Source organism: Lactiplantibacillus pingfangensis (genome assembly GCF_005404945.1).
GTDB classification, from domain to species: Bacteria; Bacillota; Bacilli; order Lactobacillales; family Lactobacillaceae; genus Lactiplantibacillus; species Lactiplantibacillus pingfangensis.
On the sequence record NZ_BJDG01000012.1, the window covers coordinates 69,430 to 94,547 of the forward strand.

Below are 25,118 nucleotides of genomic sequence, written 5' to 3' on the forward strand. Positions count from 1 at the left end.
CTGGAAGTTGTTGTTTCAGGCCCGTTCAAGGTGAAATGGCGGATGTTATCGGTCTCAATCTTTAGTTAAAAAATGTTCAGCATTGTGTCTGGTTAGTGAATCAGCACATTGCTGAACATTTTTATTAGACTGTGACAGCGCTTACGTTTCCCACTATAATTTGGAGTAACCATTAATTTTTAACTAGGAGCGATTTAGATGGCAAAGACACTTTATTTGATGCGTCATGGTCAGACATTATTTAATCAATTGCATAAGATCCAAGGCGCCTGCGACTCGCCGTTAACTGCGCAAGGGATTGCCGATGCCCAACAGGTCGGTCGAAATTTTACTGAGCACGGGGTGACCTTTGATCACGCCTATTGTTCAACGCAAGAACGTGCGAGTGATACGCTTGAACTGGTGACGGCGCAACCGTATGAGCGACTGAAAGGTCTGAAAGAGTGGAACTTCGGGGTATTTGAAGCTGAGAGTGAGCGGCTAAATCCACAACAGGACCCAGCTCGTCAGTCGTATGGGGATTACTTTTTACCGTATGGTGGCGAGTCCGATTTGCAAGTTCAAGCCCGAATGGTAGCCACTTTGCGTGATGTGATGGACAGACCTGACCATCAACAAGTCTTGGCCGTCAGCCACGGTGGGGCTAGTTTCATGTTTTTGCGTCGCTGGTTACCAATTAGTGAGATCAAACAGTGCGGCATTAAGATGACGAATTGTGTCGTGTTGAAATTTAAGTATGATGCGGGGGAATTTACCTTTGTACAAGATTACCAACTTGATCAAGGCAAAGAACTTCTTTAAATTTAAATTATGTAAACTAGAACAGTTCATCACGACATTTTTTTGCTCAGATGAGGGCGACTGCCGTGGGATCAAAAAACGTCCTTTTATCAGTGCCCACACAGCTGATTAAAAGGACGTTTCTTGGTGCCGGAAAGCCTTCAGAGAACTTGCAGGCTTTTCGTATTCAATAAGGTTAGTATAGTGGAAACTTTTGCAGATTACTACTGGATTTGGCTGAGGTTTAGTTAAGATTTTCTTAGAATTGCGTCAGATGAATGAAGGGCATGGTCGGTTGAAAGCCGTTTCGACGTGGTGCTTTCGTTAGTTCTATTTGTTAGCGAAGTGATTGGAGTGTGACTGCTGGCTGTTCACTGCAATGTGCCGCTATAATACGATGATTGAGCGGGTTTAATAATCATCGTTTTTATGGGGGAATTGCAAATGCAAAGGACACAACTCAAGCACTTAGCCAATCACATGGCAGAGCTGACTGTCAGATGAGCAAACGACTATTAACAGTTTTCAATTGGTTCGTCGTGATCATTCTCTGCGTCGCAGCCGGGTTAACGACTTTTTGGCCAACCAATTTATTGGCAACTCAGGATTGGACGTCACTGGTCCCCCGACTCTTCTTGGTCCTTATTTTCAGCATTAGTTTTATCGGATTGAAACAATGGCAGCAGCGCTGGTCGGTCCGTACTTATCGCCGTTGCTTATGGGGATTAGCCGGAGTAATACTTGTCATGCAGCTAGGCGTCGCCACCTCATTTGTGGACGTCAGTCGGGCGGATGCGTTCTGGATTCGCAACCAAGCGATTGCGTTGGCGCAAGGCCAGCACGTTTGGACCGCGTACTTTGAAACATATTCTAATAATGTCAATTTCACATTACTTGTTGCAACGGCGCTGAAAGGGGCCATGTGGTTAGGATTACACAATCCCTGGATATTATTCAATATTGGACGTTTCATTTGGATTGATACCGGACTAGTGGCAGGCTTAATCATTTTGCGCCACTGGCATTGCTGGCGTCCAGGGGCACTTGGTTTGTTGATTGGTTGGGCCATCAGCGTGCCCCTATATGCTTATGCTTTATTTGATTATACAGATGTTTTAGTGCTGCCAGCGGTGGTGGACTGTCTGGCACTCGGCTTAATTTTTAAGAAGCAAGCCGGTTGGTCACGCTGGCTGATTGCTGGCGTCACCTGGGTGCTGCTTGCGTTAACTATGGTCATGAAACCTAATTTGATCGTGTTGTGGTTAGCTGTTGGTGGTATTGTACTGGCGGCGATTAGTCAACAAAAAATCAAGTGGCGGACTGGCCTCCTTTGGTTGCTGGGAAGTGTCTTGACACTCGGACTGATGTTTGGTGGCATGCAACAACTTGGGAAGCATTACGGTTATCGTTCCGATCCAAATCAAGCGGTGCCGGCAACGAGTTGGATTGCGATGAGTTTAAATCCGCGCACAAGTGGTCAATATGATTACCAGGATTTTACGGTGATTCGTGATCAACCAACCGCCAAAGCCAAGCAGCGGCAGGCCAGCGAACTCATCAAATCGCGATTGAAGCAGCTGAAGTTCAGCGGGTTAATGGGTCACTGGGCAAAAAAGCTAGCTGTTTTCTGGGGTAGCGGTGACTTTGATAGTTTCAAATTGACGACCCAATGGCTAAAAGCGCCGAACTGGTATCGTGTCCACACGCAAGCGACGCAATTTTGGCTAGCAATGGTGACACAAGCATGGGTGCTCTGTCTTTTGATTGGTAGTATTGGCGGTCTCTTACGGCGTAGCAGCCAAGAGTTAAGTGTTAACTTGCTTACTCTGACAATTTTAGGTTTCACGCTTTTTCATGTGGGACTGTGGGAAGCTGAAGCACGCTATGCATTGCCACTCTTGCCCGTGTTAATGCTGTTAGCAACGGCTTATTGGGCGCAATTGTGCCCAATTCGATTGACAACACGCCTGCGCCGAGAATTGAGCGTGGGACTAATTTTAGCGACATTAATAAGTGGTTGGCAAATTTGGCGAACTAGCTTGAGGCAATCGTCGTCAACTAGCAGGATCAGTCGACAAGGAAACGGGTCATATTTTGAAGCAACTAGTCAGGTGATTCAACCGCAACAACAGCTAAGTTTCAAGTTACCCGCGCAGCCTGAGCACAATCAGCTCCGACTTAGTCCAAGCAGTAGTTCCGGGCGCATTCGGATGCAGTTATACGGTCAAAGGCACTTATTGGTTGATCAAATTGGGTCACCAAATCAGTTGCAGCAAGTCACTTATAAAACAACAGCACAACCAGTAACAGTGCACATTACGAATATTGGTCAGTCACCAGTCGCTTATGCCGCTATCAAGGCTAACTATAGTCAGTTGAGTGGTGAAATTTTGCCAAAAGCAGCTTGGTACCCTGAAGTGACTGTTCGCCAGCAACACCGATCACAGCCGTTGACGAGCCTTGGAATGATTACTAGCGTGTTGTTGGTCATTGGGTGTTTCGGGTTAATCGTTACTTGGTTATTAATTTAGCAAAAAAGCCACCTGAGACTTGGGAATCTCGGGTGGCTTTTAGTGACTTACTAGGGAAGATGATACATTTGACTTAGTTTAGGCGGTACGATGTGAAGAACTGCGGTAGCCGAAGTAGAATTGTAGGGCTGCCAGAATGACGTTCGCCCAGTTAAGGACTTGGAACCAAACATTCAGGGCGTCGACAGGAGTGGCACCGTAAAAGGCCCAGAAGCCCCAAATAACTGCGACGACATTAATATAGGCAAATGTCTTTTGTAAGGATTGGTTATCCAAATCAAACCACATCCAAATGGCATTAACGACAAACCAAATTGCTAAAATCCAAAAACTCCAAGTGAACATACTGATTACCTCTAATCAATTAAGTTTTGAAAGGGATTGTTTTGTTCCTTTCAACAGTAATAGAATAAGGCCTTTTGACGATTTTGAACACAGTCAAAGTATTGGTGTAAGTACGTTTTCGAACATTTAGACGTTGAGATGTTCGAAAACGGACATGACTGATTAAGTTGACTACTTGATTGTCAAAATCGCAATGTCCCACAGAATGTCCCACAGCATTATAGATTTGCAATTTTGGCCATTTTCTCGGCTAAATCACGATCGTTATCTTCAATTGTATGCGAATAAATTTTTAGCGTAATACTTACATCCGCATGACGCTCGCTTAATTGTGGCATTTTTGTATCGTTGGATTAGTTTTAGCGGAATTATTGTGATAAGGAGTTAGATGTTCAGAAAGCCTACAACGAGGCTCAGCTTCTATAATTGCGTGATTACTTTGTTATGGAAGGGACAAACTTGTGATGGTATAATAACTATCAAAACTGAGATTATTAAAGGAGACTTTATGAGCTATAACCTTTATTTGGATGAGAGCAAAATAAGCATCAATAGTAAATCTGGATATTCCGTTGCTGGGGTAATTATTGAAGAGGGACCACAATTATATAACGTTCGTAAAGAATTAGGACGAGTAAAATCTAAAATTTGGAGTTCTAAGTTGGGTTATGGCAGATCAAAGCAAATCGTATTTCATGAAGCAGAGATACGTTCACACCGGGAGGGAACTCTGAAACGAAGGCCGGAATATGTGGATTTCAAGAAGGCAGAAAATATAAGACTAGCTGTTAATGGCATTGGAAATATTGTTGGAAAATTTAATCTTCCTGTATTAGGCGTTTTAGAGGATCAGACAGCAATAGCAGAAGCTTATAAAACTAAGCGGGATTCACATGCATCTTATTATCTTGCTTTGGAGCAGATAATTGAGAATTACTGTTACTTTTTAAAAAACCATAACAGTGTCGGGAAGATTATTTGTGAAAGTCGTCGAAATCAAAATAGTGGTGTCCTAGATCAGCGAGTTCGTAAAATGTATATGAAAATTTTAGTTCATGGTACACTTAGATACTCAGCTAGTGACTTGCAGGATTGCTTAAAAGATATTGTCTTCATCCAAAAGCAAGAGAATGATGCGGGACTACAAATTGCTGACTTTATACCGAGACCCTTTCTAGTTAATTATTTCAAAATTAGTCAGACAAAACCTTCTATCTATCAAATATTAAGAAAGGCAAGATATGACGGTGGAATTGGGGCGAAAGATGGCGCTTCTAAATTTGGAATGTGCATATACAACTAGCCATTCCTACCTAATTTATTGACTTTGATCTAAATAACCTATAAAATATTGTTATCAGATATGGAGACAGATTCAGTTCTGCTGGCAGTAGCCTACCGTATACTGTATTATATATGGATAAAAAAGTGTTGATTTCGATATATATTGAGGTCACATGATTAAGTTCATGCTGTCACTTTTTACGACTGGGGGAACCGCAATTATTGTGGCTCCTTTTTTATTGCATAAAATTGGTGCTTTGGTGCCGCATATGATTACTATAAAATACGGATGCTTACCGCGAAATCAAAATGGTAATCGATAGTCATTTAGGCAAGGATAAGTAGATGTTTAGCACATTCAGGTTGCCATGGCTAACCCTTGATGAAGGACGCCGAAACCGTCAACTGCGGGCAATTAACGATTCCGAGTGCCAACTAATCTAATGACTCAAAGTGCTGGTGTAAGTATGTTTTCGAACATAGCCGATTGAGTTAACTACTTGGTTGTAAAAATCGCAATGCACTACAGCATCCTAGATTTGTAATCTTTACCATTTTTTTACAAGCAGCTCATGCACGATCAGTTTCAAGACATCAAACGTAGTCAGACTCACAAGTTAGTCACCTCTGAAATAGGAGTATGCTTCAGATAAATCAATGCCTAAAGACTGTGTATAGAATAACATGTATCAGTACGAGAGTATGTTATGAGAATATAATGACAGCGTATTAATTAGTTTTTTGTCTAGTGATTTCAAAATTTCATCTGTACATATATTTGATTTTAGCTATGAGATGGTCCCAAGTTTGTAATGGCTAAGAGCTGAAACATCACTAAGACATGATATAATGATGCTGAAACATGAGTCTTATGAAATGAGACAAGTGATAATAAAGGCCTGAGCTACCGGAAAGCCCATGGGTTCAGCAATTAGATTCATAATCCAAAAAATCCTTGAATAAATGAAGGAGGATCACCAGTCATGATTATGGTTTACACATTGATTCTAGATAATGACGAGCTTCGTGTATATCAAGTGGCCTCCGACTGTGACGAAGGCACAATAACAGTGGATAAGCAAACACATAAAGCTAACTCACGGGGGCAGTTTAGTTCGATGTTTTCTAAAAATTTTATTGAAAATCTAGTTATTGGAACATTAAAATTTAAAGAAAATCCACCCAAGGAGTTTACATACGGTGTTGGTTAGGGCATTCAATATAGATTGAGTGCTATTTTTATACTCTGATTATTCTAATCTCAAATTGCGATTTCACTGCATTAACAAAGCATGAATAGATTGATTATTGATAAAACGTAAAGCATTGAAGAAAGTGGGACGGTGAATAGACTAATTCAATCGTGGAAATGAATGGCGTTAAGAAGCGAGTTGCCATTGCACGAGAAGGGTTCGGCACGGATGACAGAAATACGACATAGGACCTGATTAATGCTTTTAAACAATAGGAAGAAGGATTATTAATTACCAATAACTAATTATGCAGACACATACCAACAAGCGATTCAACGAAATTTTTACGATGTACACTTATTCTCAGCTCCAGTCAAAGTATTGTTGTAAGTACGTTTTCGAACATTCTATTAGTGAATTGTTCGAAAACCAACATTGGATTTTAAATTGATTGTGATAGGATGAAATTAACTTATATTTCTAGGGGTAAAGTCATGACAAAAGATGTACGCAAAATTAAAACCGAACGTGACTTGCAAGTTGCCTTCGTTCAGCTATTAACGACAACTGGTTTTCGCCATATCACTGTGGCGGATATTTGTCAGGCGTCGCTCACAAGCCGATCAACGTTCTATGCGCATTACTTAGATAAATATGATCTTTTGGAACAGATGGTGGCCCATTATAGCGCGGTTTTCGCCAATCGCGTTGATTTGCGGTTCAATCAAATCATTACCGGTGATATTGACACCTTAGTTGCAGGTCTCTCAGTTGATATGGCTGAAAATCGTGTCGCAGTTCAGACGCTGTTTACTGTGCATGAACCGGAAGCGGATTTACAGGCCAATTTTCGGGCGATGCTGTTAAAAAAATGGCAGGGGTTCATTGCTGAACAAGCGCCCCAGACAGACACGCCGACGGATTTAATTGCGGCCATGGGGACGAGTGTTCAAATGACCTTGATTGAATGGATTATTCAACATGGCGAACCAGCACTCGGTGGCGTGACGGATGCCGTGGACACGATTCGTAAAGCTGTACTTTTGCAGATCAAAACCGACTGAGTAGTCTTGTCGTCAGTCAAAAAAGCGACGTTCTCAATTTACGGGAACGTCGCTTCGTTTTTTAGCTTAAATGTTTTATCTGCAACCTAGAAAGCTGATGCCTATTCTTGATCGTCGACTGATTGAGACTGAGTTTCGCTGTAATCATCGGTTTCGATAATGTAACGAGGACGATGTTTAACTTCTGCAAAAATCTTGCCGATATATTCACCGATAATACTAATCCCAACCAACTGTACGCCACCTAAGAACCATAGACTGGTCATGAGTGACGCCCAACCGTTCGTGACGTTGCCAGTAAAGAAGCGAACTAGGGCATAGATCATCATAATTAAACTGATGACAATGACGACGACCCCCAGTGACATGATTGCTTTGATTGGGGCAACTGAAAATGAGGTAATGCCATCTAAGGCAAATGAAATCATTTTCTTTAGTGGATATTTCGTTTCGCCGGCTAAGCGGGGTTTCCGTTGATAGTATAGTTTTTCGGAGCTATAACCCAATTGAGGAATAATACCACGTAAGAAAAGATTACTTTCGTGGTATGACATTAAAGTTTCAACTGCTCGGCGTCCGAGTAAACGGAAGTCGGCGTGATCAGGCACAAGTTGGACGCCAATCTGATTCATCAACTTGTAAAAAGTCTCGGCAGTCCAGCGTTTGAAAGACGAATCACTGGAGCGATCATTACGGACACCTAAAACGACTTCGTTACCTTCTTGAAAACTCGCGACCATTTGTGGGATGAGATTTTCATCATCTTGCAAGTCGGCATCAATGGTGATGACGGCATCTGCGTAGTTACCAGCAACTTTCATCCCAGCCATTAAGGCATTTTGATGACCAAAATTACGACTGAATTTTAGTCCGGTGAAGATAGTGTCTTCGTTTTCTAAGTCTTGAATCAACGACCAAGTTTTATCTTTACTACCATCGTTGACAAATAAGATTTTACTTTCAGAACTAATTTGATTGTGATCGATCATATCGTACATAATTTTTTTGAGTACCGTTGCAGAAGATGGTAAAACGGCTTCTTCATTGTAGCAAGGTACGACAATGGCTAAATTTGTTTGTTTCATGGTGACTTCCCCTCAAAATCTTTTTGTTACACTATTTATCAAAAATTATAGCTCTTAGTTGTGTGTTGTTAAATTATTATTTGTGCTGAAACAACAAATTAATTATACCTAAGTTGGCTAATAATGAGAAGAGGGCACCTCATGAATTATAATAAGTTGAAATTGCTATTTTAATGAGTGATGACGGTTTAGGCCATTGATTGATAATGACTTGTGACGATAAAGACGGTTGTCGTTTGTTTAAAACTTAGCTAAATCTTAAAAAACGACGGTCACTAAGACTGCAATAATAAACAAGTGTGAAAAAATGAATAGTTTGCTATACTTCATTATTATATAACGTTATTTCAGTGTAAATAATTAGAACAGCTATTGTTCGAGAAAAAAGAAAATGAGAGTTAATTTTGAGAGGAGAATTCAACTTTTGAGTAGGCGGATATTAGTATGGGTAAATTGGTTGGGTGCTGGATTATTAAGTTGGGTCGTTTTAATTGCAGCCTTTCAAACCAACAAACGATTTAGTGGGGAGACTTGGATCAGCTCCGGTGTCCTGCTTTTATTGGCATTAGGACTATTAGTCATCCTAAATGGCTTGCGTCTCTGGCTTGCGAGGTTATCAAACCGAACCACTCGCTGGGTGCTCATTGGCCTGTTAGTGCTCATTGGCCTGATTCAATTGTATGTCGCACTTAACTTTGTTGACGGCACGCAAGCAGATTCATACATGGTTAGAAACCAAGCCATTAATCTTGCGCAAGGCAATCATCACTGGCAAGACTATTTTCAATTGTATCCAAACAATGTTAATTTCACGCTGTTTGAAGCTGGCCTGATAAAGCTGTTTTTGGGTCTTGGCATTAAAACGCCGTGGGAATTCTTGAACATCTTACGCTTTTTGTGGTTGGATACGGCACTATTTTCTGGTTTATATTTGATCAAAAAGTTCCATCGCTGGCAACCTGGGGCAATCAGCTTGACCTTAGCGTGGTTGTGCTACACGCCGTTGTATTTTTATGGTCTCGTTGCCTATACCGATGCACTGGTATTGCCAATCGCGATTAATGTTTTGGCACTAATGTGGGCTGCAACTGCCACGACTGGTTGGCGTCATTGGAGCGCCTTAGTATTGAGTTGGTTATTACTGGCACTCGGGGTTGTGATGAAAAACAACTTGGTTGTTTTTTGGATTGCGTTGGCGATTGGCGTCCTGTTTGCGGCTATTCAGCGGCGACTTAAATGGTCACTTTCAATCGAGTGGTTATTGGGAAGTGTTGCGGTCATCTTCCTATCAACGTCGGTTATGACGGGTATTGCCAGTCATGAGGGCTACCAAAAGGCCCCGGATAAGGCCACGCCAGTCACGAGCTGGATGGCCATCGGCTTAAATGAAAGGTCGTTTGGCAAGTATACAACCAAAGATTTTATGAGTGTGAAACAGGCTAACACGGCTGCTGCTAAGAAACAAGTTGCGGCTAATCTTATCCACTCGCGGCTGAAAGCAATGAGCGCTGTGGATTTGGGAATACACGTTTCAAACAAAATGGGCGTCTTTTTTGCCAAGGGTGATTTTGATGCGACAACTCAGATTGCCCAGTGGGTGAAGGTGCCGAAATGGTACTTGAATCGGCAACGTTCACTGCATTTCTGGTTGCTGCTGAGCACGCAATGTTGGTATTTGATGTTTCTGATTGGGAGCATCTACTTGTTACTTTCACGTAAAGGTCAACAGTTAGCGGTTTCGGTATTTGCCTTGATGATCCTTGGACTGACGTTCTTTCACGTTGGTTTATGGGAAGTTTCGGCGAGATATGCGTTACCACTCTTACCAATCTTGATGATTTTAGGGGTAATTGGTTGGTCAACCTGGCCAGGGATGGCCTTGGCACCGCGGCAGCGAAAGCTAGTCAGTTTGTTAGCGGTGGCCGGGACACTATTCTGTCTCGCGGTGACACTCCAGTTCAGTAAAGATCAACAGTCAGTGATGGCGATTCTTGATTTTCAACGAAATGGGTCATACGCGGCTAGCAGTACCACCCAACTGATTAAACCAACGCAACAAGTAACTAATCACATTCCGTTTAACATGGCCACTAACCAAATTCGCGTCTATCCGACTTCGACGACTGGTAAGGTTACGGTCGTCCTCAAGAATGGCCGGCATGAATTGGCTCGTCGAACGGGTAATCCCGCCCAAGTGGTGACACTTGCCTATCCACGGACGGTTGGGTCAAGCTTGAGTCTTACGATTATTAATCGTGGGAAAACACCGGTTTCGTATTACACGGCGTTAGCGAACTTTTCACAATTAGATGGGACTATCACCAGTGGCCAACGGTCGTATTTACAACATTCGCTTAACTTGTTGCACGCGCCAGCGAACCTGACGAGCAATCGTGCGATTATTGTGATGTTGCTTGGTGAGCTGTTGCTGGTTGTCCTCAGCAGTCGACTTTTGCCGAAGCCCCAGCGCGATTAACACACAACAATACACGAAAGAAATCAATTCAGTTGCGAATTGGTTTTTTTTTTTAGGTTGATGTTAAAGGTTGAAAGACGAAAATCACTAAAGGACTGGTCGCTTGAGATGGTATACAAAAGTAGGTGTCGATGAACTTGCCATCAACACCTATTTTTGTGTTCAGTTTAAATTCAGTTCAGGTTGCTTAAAGACCGTTTGTAACTCGTTTAGGAAGCTGCTGACATGGTAACCATCCGCAACGGCGTGATGAACCGTCATTGAGAGTGGCATCATGGTACGCTGGTCAGCGTGAGTCGTAAATTTACCGGCTTGAAAAACTGGTAAAAATGATTGGAGCAGCGTAAAGGGCAATGGCGTATAACTTGTAAAATCAAGCCAGGGCAGACTTCCAATCGTGAATAAGTTAGCCGATACTGGTGGTTTCGGCATGGGTCCCGGTATTTGACCATATTGCTGCTGATCAGCTAAATAGGCTGCATAAAAGGATTGAAAATTTTGGTCATAAGCGGTCCAAAGGTTTGATATCGTGTGATCCGCATGCATCACCGTGTAGGACGGGTGCACGACGTCGTAGGTCACAAGTTGGTCATCGACACGCCCGATACGAAATTCAGGGTGCTTGGTCAATAAGCGACTGACTAAGTATAAATAAGCAGCGTTGAATTTGACGTTGTTCAGCTTAGTCCAGGCTAGCGTTGCACTAATATCTAGTGTGACGGTCACAGTAAAGCCGGTTGGCATCATTTTAGTGAAATAGTAAAAATAGTCGCGCCGTGGCCAGTTAACTTGGTCAATCGGTGTGAAGTGGGTGTTTAAAGGCTTAGTCATGATTTTGCTCCCAATCTTTAGGTCGACGGTTATAACCGATTTCGTCAAATGGCTGTAGTCGGTGTAACCAAGTGTTTTTTAAGTCTTTTAAGGTTTGACGCATGTTGATCACGTCGGCGGCATCCTTTTTCCAAAGAATTTGATAATCAAAATCTTCACCGGCTTGGGCTTGCCAATCTTGTTGGAACGGCGTGCCATGATAAAAATCTTTATTCAGGTTCAGTTGGTAGAAGGCCCAACGATTGTGCAGATTTGCCGCAGTATCAATAAAGATTTTGTGATTACGACGATTCTGAATTTGAATGACGCCATAGTAAGTCGGTCGTAATTTATACGCTTGTTGTAGTTGTTGTTTTCGATTTGATTCCATGAATTAATCCTTTCGGTTGTCAGTGGGACGTTGGTATTGGCGACCATCGGCACGACGTTGTAGGAAACCATAGTCTACCAAATAACGCCGCACAGTGACATAGTCAAAATAAATTGGCTTTAAGTAGGCATTGATCTCCGGTTCAGTGAGCAGCTGTCCAGTCGGAATTTCCGTAATAATCCGTGTTAAGACAATGATGATCACTTTTTGCTTTTTCGGCCACCGCTTCAGGCGAATCGGGTCCTGGTCAAAGTCAAAATACTGTTGCAAAGTCTGGGCAACTTTATCTTCTGTAATGAGCCAGCGATCATCTAACAACGTTGCTTGTGCGGGTGGTTCGATTAACTGGTCCGCTGCGGCAGTCTGTGCAAAGACACTTTCATAGATTGCGAGGTACAATTTGGCCTGTTTGGCTTTTTCGCGGAAGGTGAATTTTTGATGGCGAATGGTCGCCGCTGCCACTTGCAGCTGTTCAGCCAGTTCTTGATCCTTAATACCGCTAGCGAAGGCGGTCAATAAATCTTGCTGCTTAGGCGTTAAGGTATTATAGCGACTTTTTAAATGGACCAATTGCGACCGATTGCCGCCATGCACCAAATTCAGATGTTCCTCACGCTGTTTAGGTAATGAGTCTGATGGCCAAGTGGCTTGACAGTAATTACAAGCAAAACCAGTTGCGATTGAATGCCAACCGCTTTTTAGGTCATCGAGACTTAAAGTTGTAAAATTCATTGGCCAACCTCCTTAATGGCACTATTTTAACGATGTTTATCAATATAGTCAACGTATTTGCGCAAAATGTTTATGAATATGATAAACATTGTCAGTGTGACTAATTCTAAAGAATAAAAGTTACAAAAAATAAGAATAGTTTTGAATAATTATTGTATTTTTGTTACATAAGCGCTATAGTTATTTTGAAAGATGGAAACGATTACATTTGCGAGAGGAGGATACAAAGTGATTGGTTTTTCAGTCTATTTAAATGATGAGTTAAGTCAGACTAAATTGGATCAGTTGACAGCGTTTAAACAAGCCGGCTTTACAGGGGTATTCACTTCGCTACACATTCCGGAAGACGACGTTGCCAAATATTTGCCCCGTCTTAAACGGTTAGGGGCTGCTTGCCAGCAACTATCATTACAGCTGACAGCGGATGTCTCAGCGGCCGGGATGACACGCTTGGGTCTAGATATTGAAGATACGAACGCGATTACCCAATTGGGGGTAACTGGCCTACGGATTGATGATGGCATTGAAATGGCTGTCGTCGCGCGGTTATCACAGCAGTTACCAATTGCGCTAAATGCTAGCACGATTACGTCCGCGAACATCGCGACTTTAAAAGCGAATCAGGCTGATTTTGACCATTTAGAGGCTTGGCACAACTATTATCCACGGCCAGAGACCGGTTTAGATGAAGCTTGGTTGGTCGACAAGAATCGTTGGTTGCGTGCGCAAGGATTCAAAACGATGGCGTTTGTGGCTGGTGATGCGCAACGGCGCGGCCCATTAGCGGCTGGGCTACCCACACTAGAAGTTGACCGCTACCAATCACCGTTGGCAGCGACGCTTCGCTTGATGGCCCAAGACGACGTCGATCAGGTCTATCTCGGTGATCCCGGGTTGAGTGCCCATAGTCGATTACAATTTCAACAGTATTTCCAGCAGCACAATTTGGCTTTAATGATCAAAACTAACCAGGACTGGCTCTTGCAACAAGTTTGGCATCAGCGATTGGACGTGGCCCGCGATGTCGTTCGGTTAGTGGAAGGCCGGCAACAATTTCAACAAGTTGCCCCGGCATCCTTGATGACACGGGCAGTTGGCGCGATTACGCTGGATAACAACGACTATGGCCGCTATGTGGGTGAGTTACAGCTAGTCAAACGACCACTTGGAGCTGATCAGCGCGTCAATGTGATTGGTCAAGTTTGTCAGGAAGATTTAGCTTTATTACCATTAATTGCAGGTGGTCAGGCGATTAAATTTATTAAGGAGGCGGACGCTAATGGATTTGGCTAAACTAACGACCGAAACTCGGAATCAAAAGACCATGGCTTTAGACACCATGTCTACTCATGATATTTTAGCGTTAATGAATCAAGAAGATCAGCGGGTGCCACAAGCAGTTGCACAGGCCTTACCGGCAATTGAAAGCGCTGTTACAGTGATTGCCGCAAACTTCAAGCAAGGGGGTCGATTATTTTACATGGGGGCCGGTACTAGCGGTCGACTAGGCGTTTTAGATGCCGCCGAGTGTGTGCCAACCTTTGGCACTGACCCAGAAATGGTTCAAGGGTTGATTGCCGGTGGGATGTCGGCCATGACCGTCGCGGTGGAAGGCGCCGAAGATTCAGAAAAGCTCGGCCGGCAAGATTTAATTGCGGCTAAGCTGACGGCCAATGATACGGTGGTGGGTATTGCGGCGAGTGGTCGCACGCCTTACGTGATTGGCGGTTTGGATTATGCCAAGCAAGTCGGTGCCGCCAGAATCAGTTTAGCTTGTAATCGGGGGGCGGCGATTAGTCAGCATGCCCAAACGGCAATTGAAGTGGAAGTCGGTCCAGAAGTATTGACTGGGTCAACGCGGCTGAAGTCCGGAACCGCACAGAAACTAGTATTGAATATGCTTTCGACAGTCTCGATGATTGGCATCGGGAAGGTTTATAAAAATCTCATGGTTGACGTTAAACCAACCAATGAAAAATTGGTAGAACGGTCGAAACGGATTATTATGCAGGCGACGGATTGCTCACTCGCCACGGCGACCGCCGCGTTTGCGACCGCCAATCAAGATGTCAAATTAGCAATCGTGATGGTTTTGACCGATCTGAGCCGTGATGAAGCGGCAGCGCGGTTGCAACAAGCTAAAGGATTTGTTCGTCCAGCAGTTAACTAAAAGGAGGTACTAATTATGGCTGAAGATAAATATGTACAGCTCGCACATGCGATTTATGCTCATGTGGGCGGTCCACAAAATATTTCGAAGCTGATTCACTGCATGACCCGAGTTCGGATGACTATTCGGGATGAATCCATCGTCGATATGGATGGGTTAAAGGCAATTAAAGGTGTCATGGGTGTTGTTCAGGAAGATACGTTACAAGTTATCGTGGGTCCTGGGACTGTTGACAAGGTCGCGGCTGAAATGGTTAAAGAAGTGGGCGTAGGTTTAGGTGACCCATTCCCAGATCCTGAAACATTTTCAACTGACAGCACGTCGGAAAAATCGGAACATCAACTGGATAAGGAAAAGGTTGAGGCGAAAGCTAAGAAAGTTCACGCCGAACAAAAAGCAAAAATCAAACAGACCCCAATGCGGAAAATTTTAAGTGCTATTTCTAGTATATTTATTCCATTAATTCCCGTCTTTGTCGGTGCTGGTCTGATTTCTGGGATTGCCGCGATTTTATCAAACATGATGGTTGCCGGCGATATTGGTAAAAACTGGACAGACTTTATTAATGTGTTGAAAGTAATCAACGGCGGGCTTTTCTCTTACTTAGTGATTTATGTTGGGATTAATTCTGCGACGGTCTTTGGTGCAACTGCTGGTCTCGGTGGGGTGATTGGTGCCGTGACCCTCTTGACTGGGATTACACCAGAAGCACCAATTCACAACATTTTTAACGGCCAAGCGCTTTCAGCTGGCCAAGGTGGGATCATTGGGGTTATCTTTGCCGTTTGGGTTCTTTCCATTGTTGAAAAATGGTTACACAAGGTTATTCCAGATTCAATTGATATTATCTTGACACCGATGATTACGCTACTAGTCATTGGGGTGTTCACGATTTTCTTGGTCATGCCAGTTGCTGGCGTCATCTCAACCGGCTTAGTTGGCGGGATTGAATGGGTCTTGAATGTTGGTGGGGCCTTCTCAGGCTTTGTTCTTGGACTATTCTTCCTACCGATGGTGATGTTCGGGTTACATCAAATTTTGACGCCAATTCATATTGAAATGATTAACAAATTAGGCTTCACACCGTTATTACCAATCTTGGCAATGGCGGGTGCCGGTCAAGTTGGGGCAGCGTTCGCACTTTGGATTCGTTGCCGGAACAATAAAGAACTTTCAAACTTAATCAAAGGGGCCTTGCCGGTTGGCATCCTCGGTATTGGTGAACCACTGATTTATGGGGTGACCTTACCACTTGGTCGTCCGTTCATCACTGCTTGTATCGGTGGTGGGATCGGCGGTGCGGTCATTGGCGGTCTTGGCCATATTGGCGCCATCGCAATCGGGCCTTCTGGGGTTGCGTTGATTCCGTTGATTGCTAACGGACATTGGCTCGGTTATGTGATTGGGCTGTTAGCAGCATACGCAGGCGGCTTTGTGGCAACTTACTTCTTTGGTATTCCTAAAGATGCGATGGTTGCTAAAGACAAAGATGGTAATTTAATTAACGCTTAGGAACAATTGGACGGAGGCAAATAATGACTAACATTTTATTTACGATTCATAGCCGGCTGACGGACTTTTCCAACGCTGACCAAAAAGTTGGCCGTTATATTTTGGCTCATGCCCATGATGTGATGACAATGAGTACGACTGAATTGGCGGAGGCAACTGGTGTCAGCACGGCGACAGTCGTTCGGTTTGGCAAAACATTGATTCCGGATGGGGGCTTTCCCGCCTTAAAATTACAGCTGTCTGCTGAAACAAATGTTGATGAGAAACTGTATGCGGAAATTAACCCCAAGGACAGTATTGATGCCGTCAAGTCGAAACTGACATTGCGGATTACGCATACGTTGGAAGAAACGAATCTGAGTTTAACTAACGCTGCGCTTGTGAAAGCTTGTCAGCTAATCGCTGCGGCTGACAATGTCTATGTCTACGGGATTGGCGCTTCAGATGTGGTGGCGGCCGATTTGCAGCAGAAGTTGATGCGCGTTGGCAAACCGGTCATGCATACGCAAGACACGCATTTAATCACGGTTGGATTGACCACCCTTAAGCAACGCGGTGTCTTGATTCTGATTTCTAACTCTGGTGAAAAACAAGAGAGTGCCAATCTAGCGGCCGTTGCGCAAGCAGTTAAAATGCCGATTATCGTCGTGACTCGCAACGCGAAAAGTTTGTTAGGACAATTGGCGGATGTCGTGTTACGAAATGATGATAGTGAGGAAAATCAAACGGCGCGGAGTGCTGCGACAACCTCATTGATGGCCCAACTCTATGTGATTGATCTTTTGTATTACACTTATATCAAAACGGACTATCAAACGCATATTGCCCAATTAGTCGAATCTCGTGAAGCAATTCAAGAACATTTTTAATTGGCTAAGACAGGAGGATTCAAATGTTTGGATTTAAGAAGAAAGTTAAGCACGAAACCCTAGGCGCGATTGCTAGTGGTCAACTGATGGCGATCACCGCAGTGGCCGATCAAGTCTTTTCACAGAAGATGATGGGCGATGGCGTGGCGATTGAACCTACCGCGGATCAAATCGTTGCCCCAGCTGATGGTGAAATTACCATGATTGCCGACACGAAGCACGCCATCATGATGACGACTACTGAGGGGCTAGAGCTGATGTTGCATCTTGGTCTCGATACTGTCGAACTACAAGGTAAGCCATTCACGGTGGCTGTGAAAGTTGGCGATCATGTTGAAGCTGGAGCGCCGCTCGCAACGATGGACCTTGCTGCGGTGAAGGCCGCTGGCAAGGGAACGACCGTGATGACGGTCGTGACGAACATGGATCTGGTTGAACAAGTCGACAAAGTACCAGATCAGGCCGTTCAAACAGGGGCCACCGTTGCAACCGTTACCCTTAAATAATCAAAAAACGAGTTTGGGATTTTTCAATTCCCAAGCTCGTTTTTTTTTGATTATTTTTTTGGTGAAAGTTGATCGACTAACGTTGCATCAGGTGAAACATAGCGGGTCTTTTGACCTTCATAGATCACAAAGCCAGGTTTAGCGCCATTTGGTTTCCGAATTCGTTTGACCTGAACATAATCAACCGGTACAGTCGCTGAATCTCGCGCTTTAGAAAAATAGGCTGCAAGATTAGCCGCTTCCGTAAGTGTTTGCTCACTTGGATCGGCACTATGGATAATGACATGTGACCCGGGAATCTTTTGGGTATGCAACCAGATGTCAGATTTACGGGCGGTTTTCAATGTCAACTGATCATTTTGGCGGTTATTTTTACCAACCGAGATTTCAGTCCCATCACTCGCAAAAAATTGTTGTGGCTGACTAGGTTTGCGTGAAGCCCGTTGCTTCTTGCCTGTTTTACGCTGTTTTAAATAACCTTGTTGGGTCAGCTCTTCACGAATTTCAGCAATGTCAGCCGGGGTAGCGAGTTCGATTTGGGTTTGAATATTGTCCAAATAGTCGATTTCAGCTTGCGTGATGGTGAGCTGCTCATTCACGTAGGTCACGGCATTTTTTTGTTTTTGATAACGTGAAAAATACTTTTGGGCATTGCGTGACGGTGACAACTGGTTGGATAATTGAATCGTTAGTGGGGCATTATCGTGATAATAATCCGCCAGTGTGATTTCGGTCATGCCACGTTTAACTTCATGCAAATAGGTTGTCAGGATTTCACCCTTTAATCGTAGCTCATCCGCCTGTTTGGTATTAGCAAGTGTTTGTTGCAATTTTTTATATTTATTACGATTCTTCTTCAAATCGTTGCGAACCACACGGATGAGATTGCCCGCTTGTTGTTGGACGCGTTCCCGCTGGGCAGCATCTTGATAGTAAAAATCTAGTAAAGCGCTCAGTGAGTCAAATTGCCGGCGTTGATCACCGAATGCGTCAAAACTGCCGGCGGCAAACATCGTCTTATGATTACTCAAGGTAATCAAGGCTGGTTCGGGGTGGTTAAATTGGGCTAAGAAAGTCTGATAGTGTTTGTTCAAGTCGCCTGGTTGATGGAGATCCGCAGCTAACTGAGCCGCACTATCACGACCAAGACCTTGATAGTGTTGTTGTAACTGTTTTGCCAAGACGGTATCACTTGGATATTGTTGAACCAAGTCACGATAGTCGTCATTCGGCGTAAATGGATCGCGCTTGTCTTGCTTGGGTGGTTCGATATAAGTTGCACCAGGCAATAGTAACCGATAGCGGTTCTGATCGGCGCCAACGTGTTTAATGACGTCGAGGATTTTACCGGTTTGATTATCAACTAAAATCACATTACTGTGTCGTGCCATGATCTCGATGATCAAGGTCAAGGTTTCAGCGTCCCCAAGTTCGTTACGCGTCGTAATGGTGAACTGCACGACGCGGTCATTGGCCGGCTGCTTAATTTCAGTAATGATTGCGCCTTGTAAATATTTGCGCATCATCATCGCAAAATTAGTTGGGACGGCGGGATTAACATACGGAATCCGGGTCACTTGGACCCGGGGGTAAGTTGGATCGGCCGAGAGTAAAACTGGCCAGTTTTTGCCGTTGGCGCGAACGGTTAAAATTAATTCATTTTGATAGGGCTGATGGATCTTGGAAATGCGTCCGCTGACTAAATTATGTTGTAGTTCAGTGACCATGGCGTGGGTAAATAGGCCATCAAAAGACATGTGATCACTCGCTTTCATTTGATAGAATTATTTTTGACTAGCGTCTGAAAGTACCGAAAATACTGACCGCTGTGGGTTCAGCGACGATTCCCGACGTTCGTTTTCTCAACTGTTAAAAACAGTTAACCTAAACTAGTATACCGTGGGAATGGGCTTGGCGCAAAGGATTTGGTTGTAGCCGTCGCAACGTTAAGTTCTGGGATTGCCTGATTTCTTGGTGGTGATGACACCAGTCAGAATTAATGCTATATGCAATAACGATTAAAACAATTGATTAAGCAAAAAAATGGTTTCATCATGAGTCCCCTTATTGTATAATACAAGATGAATTGAAATATTTTGGGAGGGTCCATCATGAAATCGAGTTTAGCAGCTTTGGCGGCTACCGCCAAACAACAAACGGTTGTATTAAAAGAAATCACTAAAAAACAAGGGGTGACCGTTGCGGAGTGGCAATTATTGTCGCAGTTATTGGCTGGCTTTGATACCCAAGAAAAGTTAGCGAGTGAAATGCAGCTGGATACGTCCACTTTAAGTCGCCAACTCGCCAGCTTAGTGAAGAAAGAAAAGTTGAGCAAGGAAGCGATTGGGCGCGATCGGCGTCAATTAATTTATACGGTGACGCCGGCTGGTGACGAGGCGGTTTCAGCAATTAATAAAGCCTACAATGACTATGAAGCAGCCGTTTTTGATAAATGGCCACAAGATGAACAGAATTTATTAAAAATCTTGTTAAATCGCTTAAACAAATCCGTTGATCGTACCTTGGTACCATAAACCAATTTTGCATGGTGTCCACAAGGTGGAGGCAGCCTGAGTTTTATGCTATGATAATGAGTATTATTTTAGATGAGAAGTAGGTGTATGTCATGAAGATTGCTGTTGTTACTGACAGCACCAGCTATTTAACGCCGCGAGAACTGACCGACAACGATATTCGTGTGGTACCGATTCCGGTGATTATAGATGGCAAAGTGTATCAAGAAGGCGTCGATATTACGACGGAAGACTTCTATGCTAATATGCATACATTTAAGTCTTTCCCAAGCACATCCCAGCCACCGGTTGGCGAAATGATTGAGTTTTATAATAAGTTGGGCGATGAAGGTTACGACGCGGTTATTAGTATTCATCTCGCTAGTACGATTTCTGGCTTCTATAATAGTCTGGAAAAAATGCGTGAGCTGGTCACCAACATCAAGTTGATTCCGTATGATTCGCAAATCACGGTTCGTTTGATGGGTTATTTGGCGATTGAGGCCGCTCGGATGGCTAAAGCTGGTCATTCTGTTGAAGAAATCTTGGCGCGCTTGGATGAGTTACGGGCAACCATGGGTGAATACTTCATCGTTGATGATTTACAAAATTTAGTTCGGGGTGGTCGTTTATCCAATGCCTCTGCCTTCATTGGCAGTGTCTTGCGAATCAAACCGATTTTAACGTTTAATGAAAAACATGAGATTGTCGCGTTTGAAAAGGTGCGTTCTTCCAAAAAAGCCATTGCCCGTGTCGAGCAATTATTTGCAAAAGCTCAAGCAGAGATTAAGTATCCGCTCCGCGCAATTATTGTGCAGGGAAATAACTTGGACGCGGCACAAGCTTGGAAAATCAAGTTGCAACAAAAATATCCAGATATGCCAATTGACATAACTTATTTTGGACCAGTCATTGGGACCCATCTGGGTGATAAATCGTTGGCGTTAGCCTGGTTGAAAGATATTGACAAGGCGTACAAATGATCACATTTGAGTTTTCAACTGCCGCTGCAACGCAAGCAGCGGCTTATGCATTGCGGCAGGCTGTGTTTGTCGAAGAACGTGGCATTGCGGCCACCGTTGAGTTTGATGAAAAGGATACGGATGACCGGCTATACTTAGTTGCGTACGCTGAATCCAAGCTACCAGTCGCCACCTTGCGCTTAGAACCACAAGCAGATCAGGTCATGCGATTTGGGCGAGTTTGTACCCGTAAGAGCTTTCGTGGTCATGGCATTGGGCAACAACTGCTGACGGCTGCTGAAACGTGGTCAGTCCAGCATGGCTACACGAAAGGCTTGATTCATGGGGAAGTCTCTGCGCAAGGATTTTATGAACGTTGCCAGTATCGGGTGACTGCTGGGCCTTATGATGAAGATGGGGCGCCAGTCATGGTCATGATGAAAACCTTTTAGCAAGTGATAAGCGTTACGGCCGGCGTCGTAGCGTTTTTTATTCGACGTGCACCTGATGTGAGCTAATTAAAATTTAAAGGGAGTGGTCATTTCATGAAAACGCGTGCCGAACTGAAACAGGAAGTGAAACAATTATTTAAGGGACGTTGGCGAAGCGCCATTTTACTCTGTATCGTGGTCAGTTTGTTGTCAATCTTTGGCATTTTGACACAGACTTCTAACGGCATGAATCAAGCGACTAGTCATCACGCGACGGATTACAGCTCATTGACACAGTTACCACATTTAAGTTGGCAACTGTTGTCAATCATGACTGGGGCCGTCTTAATTGTGTTACTGATCCAGTTAGTCTTTTACTTTGTAGTCAAAATTTTTTCGGTGGGGACGAGCTATTCAATGCTTGACTGGGTGCGCAACCCAGCCCGAGAAATTCACCCTGTCAGTGATTCGACGATTGGATTCACCAAACAATATGCCTGGTCGATTATTGGGTTACAAATCTGCCAAGCGGTGCTTACTTTTCTTTGGAGCTTATTATTGATTGTTCCCGGGATTATTAAGGCGTTCGCTTATTCACAGACCTATTTTGTTTACAAAGATTTATTGGCCGCGACACCAAATGGGCAACCACGGCCACGATATCGTGATGCGATTACTCGGAGTCGTCAGTTGATGCGTGGTCATAAATTTGAGTATTTTGTCTTACAATTGAGCTTTATTGGTTGGGCACTGCTGAGTGGCTTAACAATGGGAATTGGCCAATTGTGGTTAACACCTTACCGCTTTGGTGTATTTGCGGCTTATTATGATAACTTAGTCACGACAGCGGCGACTGATTAACGACCAGTCGTCTTTCAAGTTGCGAGAACTGAGTTGTGGCAGGCCTAACTTTTTAGGTCAAAGCGATTGAGTTACTCACGACAATTATTAAAAAATATGGTAAACTTGCGGAAGCAAGAAAGGAAGTGCGATAGTTAATGCCTGAACAACAGCCGACGCGTCTGTCACGCTTAAAAGCGCGGCAAGAATCGACCAGTCGTAAGCGATCGAAGTCTGGTGCACCAAAGACACCACAAGCACCGAAGTCGCCGAAAACACCTAAATCGTCGAATAAAAAGCGTCATCTCTCGTTATGGTTATTGGCTTTAATCGTGATTGCGCTTGGGGGCACAGCTATTTACTTTGTCAAAGCGTCTACGAACCAAGACTTAGTTGAAACAACCAGTTCCTCAAGCAGTAGCAGTTCGCGAAAAAGTTCATCGTCAAAAAAGAAGTCTTCTAAAAAGAAGACTAAAAATTCTAGCAGTTCGACCGACTCGACAACTTCGTCTAGCACAGCGGTAACCACTGCTGACAGTGGGACAAACACCCCGGACAATAGTCAAAGTTCGAGTCACACGTCAACGGGGACAAGCGGTAATTCGAATCAAAGTACCTCAACTGCCGCTGCAAGCTCAACAACAACTAATAATAGCACCCAAAACAGTAGTTCCAGTACGGCGCAGAGTACGACATCGAGCAGCAGTAGTGCTGACACGAGTGGTAGCTCTAAGGACTTCAGTACCTTAGATGAAGCCACAAAATATGGACAGGCCCACTCTGGTGACTATACGATTAAAAATGGTGACACCAACGGGACTTACTACACGGTCACGACGAAGTAGTCACGATTGTGGTAGCACCGTCGTCAGGCTAGTTTAGTCTTAGTCGACAAACTCAGGATGATTGCCAAAAGTTTAAGAATCGGAGTGGTGAGAATGAATCACAATGTCGAAATTAAATATCCCGCAATTTTTCGTGATGAAGGGACGTACTGGGATGTTCGCTTTCCAGACGTGCCAGCCGCGCAGACCTTTGGCGCGAGTGTCCAAGTTGCTGCGGATAATGCGGCGAATGCGTTAGCCATTGCTTTATTTGAACAAGATCCACCACAAGCCTCAAATCCGCAATATTGGCGGTTAGCCTCAACTGAGTTTGTGGTTTGGATTACGATGGCTGATGTTGAATTTGGCCCGGGTTCGGAGTCTCCTAAACCCATGAGTTAAGTTGTTTCTAGAACGGTTTGCCACTGGGCAGGCCGTTCTTTCGTTATAGAAAGGGTCGAAAATAAGATGCAAGCACATCCGTTAGTTTTTGATACAAAAATTGCTAAAGACAAACCGGAAAATATTCGGCACCCACACAATGATTGTCCCTTCTGTGAACCGGCTGAACTGACCGATATTTTGGCCAAAGATGCTGATCGGCTCTGGTTAATGAATAAATTTCCAACGTTACAGGCCACCTTACAAACCATTGTGATTGAAACCCGGGATCACTTGGGTGACATTGCCAGTTACTCGCAAGCACAGAACCGGGCCATTTTTTCATTTGCTTTGCAGCATTGGCAGGAGACGATTGCGAGTGGTCGCTATGAATCGGTGTTGCTGTATAAAAATTTTGGTCCCCACTCAGGTGGGAGTTTGCGGCACCCCCATATGCAAATCGTCGGCTTAAAAGATGTGGATGGTTATGCCAATATCACGTCAGCAAATTTAACCGGCTATCCGATTATCTCAACCGCTAACCTCAGTGTCACGGCATCTGATCAGCCCATTATGGGGTTTGTTGAGTTTAATGTGGCGACCTCATGGGACGAGACTGATTGCTTAGCAGATGCCGTTCAAAAAGTGGTTCAATATACGCTTAATGATTATTTTAATGGTCGCTGTGATAGTTATAATTTGTTCTTCTATCCGTCAAAGGATCAGGTCGTTTGTAAAATTGAACCGCTATTTAACGTCTCACCGTATTACATCGGCTATCGGTTATCGCAGGTTGATACGCCGGAACGGATGCGCGAAATAGCCGCCGCAGTTCGGCATCGCTTTGAGACTAAAGATTGAAAAATGAAATTTGAGCGTAAAACTCCCTGTGTTAATAGTTGGATTGCTGTTGTTTCCGGTTGGGATTGATCACATGCGGTCGCGGGACCGGGCCAAGCCAAGCACGTCTTGGCCCTCGCCCGAAACCCTTGCAAAAGTCGCAAGTGTCCCGGACCGTCCGTGGCGTAACGTCGGCAAAAACAGCCGATGCAACGCCACCATCACGACCGATGTGATCAGTCCCAACCTTCAGCTATTATGCTTTGCAGAGGCGGGTAGAACCATTGTTCTGTGTCGGTAAGCTTAGTTGGCATTTCTTGGCCACATGATCTTGTAGTATTGAATCGAAGTTGCAGAGTAGCGCGCTCAGTTGTTGGGACTATCTCTCACTACGAGCCTAATTAGGGAGCGTCTGTTGCTGATGTAACCTTAGTTGCGATTTTTAGTTGAAAAGCGCAAAAAAATAAGTCTACCGTTAGCGTTTGCTAGCTGTAGACTTATTTGGCTCTTTGTCAACTGTTGTTGGTAATCAGCTATCATTAGCGCCCAGCCGCCCCGTGGCTGGGCGCTTTCTGTACA

At 44.1% G+C, this 25,118-nt stretch carries 23 protein-coding genes and 1 pseudogene; 18 read left to right on the forward strand and 6 right to left on the reverse strand.

Annotation, left to right across the window (positions count from 1 at the left end; all coding sequences use genetic code 11):
* Positions 1-198 precede the first annotated feature (198 nt).
* Both FFM74_RS07245 and FFM74_RS07250 read left to right on the forward strand, forming a co-directional pair.
* Entirely contained in the window at positions 199-801 is a 603-nt protein-coding gene (locus FFM74_RS07245; protein WP_137625964.1) for a histidine phosphatase family protein, read from the forward strand.
* A gap of 479 nt (positions 802-1,280) precedes the next feature.
* A complete protein-coding gene (locus FFM74_RS07250) occupies positions 1,281-3,311 on the forward strand; it encodes a hypothetical protein (protein WP_137625965.1) in 2,031 nt (676 codons plus the stop codon).
* Between the two features lie 78 nt (positions 3,312-3,389).
* On the opposite strand, the gene FFM74_RS07255 is transcribed toward FFM74_RS07250, so the two are convergent.
* Complete coding sequence (locus FFM74_RS07255; protein WP_137625966.1) at positions 3,390-3,656, reverse strand: hypothetical protein; 267 nt, start codon at positions 3,654-3,656, stop codon at positions 3,390-3,392.
* 430 nt (positions 3,657-4,086) lie between these two features.
* On the opposite strand from FFM74_RS07255, the gene FFM74_RS07260 reads away from it, so the two are divergent.
* The 3 genes from FFM74_RS07260 to FFM74_RS07270 all read left to right on the forward strand — a co-directional run bounded on the left by FFM74_RS07260 (position 4,087) and on the right by FFM74_RS07270 (position 7,197).
* On the forward strand, positions 4,087-4,959 hold the full coding sequence (locus FFM74_RS07260; protein ID WP_171000677.1) for a DUF3800 domain-containing protein: 873 nt from the start codon (positions 4,087-4,089) through the stop codon (positions 4,957-4,959).
* A gap of 964 nt (positions 4,960-5,923) precedes the next feature.
* Complete coding sequence (locus tag FFM74_RS07265; protein WP_137625968.1) at positions 5,924-6,151, forward strand: hypothetical protein; 228 nt, start codon at positions 5,924-5,926, stop codon at positions 6,149-6,151.
* Between the two features lie 476 nt (positions 6,152-6,627).
* Positions 6,628-7,197 carry a TetR/AcrR family transcriptional regulator gene (locus FFM74_RS07270; RefSeq protein ID WP_171000678.1) on the forward strand — a complete coding sequence of 190 codons (570 nt, stop codon included), beginning with the start codon at positions 6,628-6,630 and terminating at the stop codon, positions 7,195-7,197.
* Positions 7,198-7,298: 101 nt separating this feature from the next.
* On the opposite strand, the gene FFM74_RS07275 is transcribed toward FFM74_RS07270, so the two are convergent.
* Complete coding sequence (locus FFM74_RS07275) at positions 7,299-8,282, reverse strand: glycosyltransferase family 2 protein (RefSeq protein ID WP_137625970.1); 984 nt, start codon at positions 8,280-8,282, stop codon at positions 7,299-7,301.
* 457 nt (positions 8,283-8,739) lie between these two features.
* On the opposite strand from FFM74_RS07275, the gene FFM74_RS07280 reads away from it, so the two are divergent.
* Positions 8,740-10,758, forward strand: a complete 2,019-nt coding sequence (locus FFM74_RS07280) for a hypothetical protein (RefSeq protein ID WP_137625971.1) — start codon at positions 8,740-8,742, stop codon at positions 10,756-10,758.
* A 162-nt stretch (positions 10,759-10,920) separates the two neighbouring features.
* Here the strand turns inward: FFM74_RS07280 and FFM74_RS07285 are convergent, their stop codons facing one another.
* Genes FFM74_RS07285 through FFM74_RS07295 form a run of 3 tightly spaced genes read right to left on the reverse strand, consistent with a single transcriptional unit; the run spans position 10,921 to position 12,691 of the window.
* Positions 10,921-11,589 (reverse strand): chloramphenicol acetyltransferase, encoded by a 669-nt coding sequence (locus tag FFM74_RS07285; protein ID WP_137625972.1) that lies wholly within the window; start codon positions 11,587-11,589, stop codon positions 10,921-10,923.
* Positions 11,582-11,959, reverse strand: a complete 378-nt coding sequence (locus FFM74_RS07290; protein ID WP_137625973.1) for a GIY-YIG nuclease family protein — start codon at positions 11,957-11,959, stop codon at positions 11,582-11,584. The genes FFM74_RS07285 and FFM74_RS07290 overlap by 8 nt, the downstream gene beginning before the upstream one ends.
* A gap of 3 nt (positions 11,960-11,962) precedes the next feature.
* Positions 11,963-12,691 (reverse strand): DUF2087 domain-containing protein, encoded by a 729-nt coding sequence (locus tag FFM74_RS07295; RefSeq protein ID WP_137625974.1) that lies wholly within the window; start codon positions 12,689-12,691, stop codon positions 11,963-11,965.
* A gap of 228 nt (positions 12,692-12,919) precedes the next feature.
* Here FFM74_RS07295 and FFM74_RS07300 point away from each other — a divergent pair, with 228 nt between their 5' ends.
* From FFM74_RS07300 to FFM74_RS07320, 5 genes and pseudogenes are all read left to right on the forward strand, one after another.
* Positions 12,920-13,984 carry a MupG family TIM beta-alpha barrel fold protein gene (locus tag FFM74_RS07300; RefSeq protein ID WP_137625975.1) on the forward strand — a complete coding sequence of 355 codons (1,065 nt, stop codon included), beginning with the start codon at positions 12,920-12,922 and terminating at the stop codon, positions 13,982-13,984.
* On the forward strand, positions 13,971-14,861 hold the full coding sequence (gene murQ / locus FFM74_RS07305) for an N-acetylmuramic acid 6-phosphate etherase (RefSeq protein WP_137625976.1): 891 nt from the start codon (positions 13,971-13,973) through the stop codon (positions 14,859-14,861). The genes FFM74_RS07300 and murQ overlap by 14 nt, the downstream gene beginning before the upstream one ends.
* Positions 14,862-14,876: 15 nt before the next feature.
* A pseudogene (locus tag FFM74_RS07310) lies at positions 14,877-16,364 on the forward strand (PTS transporter subunit EIIC); the annotation flags it as partial.
* Between the two features lie 32 nt (positions 16,365-16,396).
* Positions 16,397-17,242, forward strand: a complete 846-nt coding sequence (locus tag FFM74_RS07315) for a MurR/RpiR family transcriptional regulator (protein ID WP_137625978.1) — start codon at positions 16,397-16,399, stop codon at positions 17,240-17,242.
* A gap of 23 nt (positions 17,243-17,265) precedes the next feature.
* Positions 17,266-17,748 (forward strand): PTS sugar transporter subunit IIA, encoded by a 483-nt coding sequence (locus tag FFM74_RS07320; protein WP_137625979.1) that lies wholly within the window; start codon positions 17,266-17,268, stop codon positions 17,746-17,748.
* Positions 17,749-17,798: 50 nt separating this feature from the next.
* On the opposite strand, the gene FFM74_RS07325 is transcribed toward FFM74_RS07320, so the two are convergent.
* Entirely contained in the window at positions 17,799-19,505 is a 1,707-nt protein-coding gene (locus tag FFM74_RS07325; RefSeq protein ID WP_137625988.1) for an NFACT RNA binding domain-containing protein, read from the reverse strand.
* Positions 19,506-19,859: 354 nt separating this feature from the next.
* Between FFM74_RS07325 and FFM74_RS07330 the strand changes: the two genes are divergently transcribed.
* From FFM74_RS07330 to FFM74_RS07360, 7 genes are all read left to right on the forward strand, one after another.
* A complete protein-coding gene (locus FFM74_RS07330; protein WP_137625980.1) occupies positions 19,860-20,282 on the forward strand; it encodes a MarR family winged helix-turn-helix transcriptional regulator in 423 nt (140 codons plus the stop codon).
* Positions 20,283-20,374: 92 nt separating this feature from the next.
* Entirely contained in the window at positions 20,375-21,244 is an 870-nt protein-coding gene (locus FFM74_RS07335) for a DegV family protein (protein ID WP_137625981.1), read from the forward strand.
* On the forward strand, positions 21,241-21,675 hold the full coding sequence (locus FFM74_RS07340) for a GNAT family N-acetyltransferase (protein WP_137625982.1): 435 nt from the start codon (positions 21,241-21,243) through the stop codon (positions 21,673-21,675). Before FFM74_RS07335 ends, FFM74_RS07340 begins: the two co-directional genes overlap by 4 nt.
* 93 nt (positions 21,676-21,768) lie before the next feature.
* Positions 21,769-22,515 carry a DUF975 family protein gene (locus FFM74_RS07345; protein ID WP_137625983.1) on the forward strand — a complete coding sequence of 249 codons (747 nt, stop codon included), beginning with the start codon at positions 21,769-21,771 and terminating at the stop codon, positions 22,513-22,515.
* Positions 22,516-22,652: 137 nt separating this feature from the next.
* Positions 22,653-23,339 (forward strand): hypothetical protein, encoded by a 687-nt coding sequence (locus tag FFM74_RS07350; RefSeq protein ID WP_137625984.1) that lies wholly within the window; start codon positions 22,653-22,655, stop codon positions 23,337-23,339.
* 93 nt (positions 23,340-23,432) lie between these two features.
* Positions 23,433-23,720: an RNA-binding protein gene (locus FFM74_RS07355; protein ID WP_137625985.1), complete on the forward strand. Its 288-nt coding sequence runs from the start codon at positions 23,433-23,435 to the stop codon at positions 23,718-23,720.
* Between the two features lie 66 nt (positions 23,721-23,786).
* Entirely contained in the window at positions 23,787-24,560 is a 774-nt protein-coding gene (locus FFM74_RS07360; protein WP_137625986.1) for a DUF4931 domain-containing protein, read from the forward strand.
* Positions 24,561-25,118: the final 558 nt, after the last annotated feature.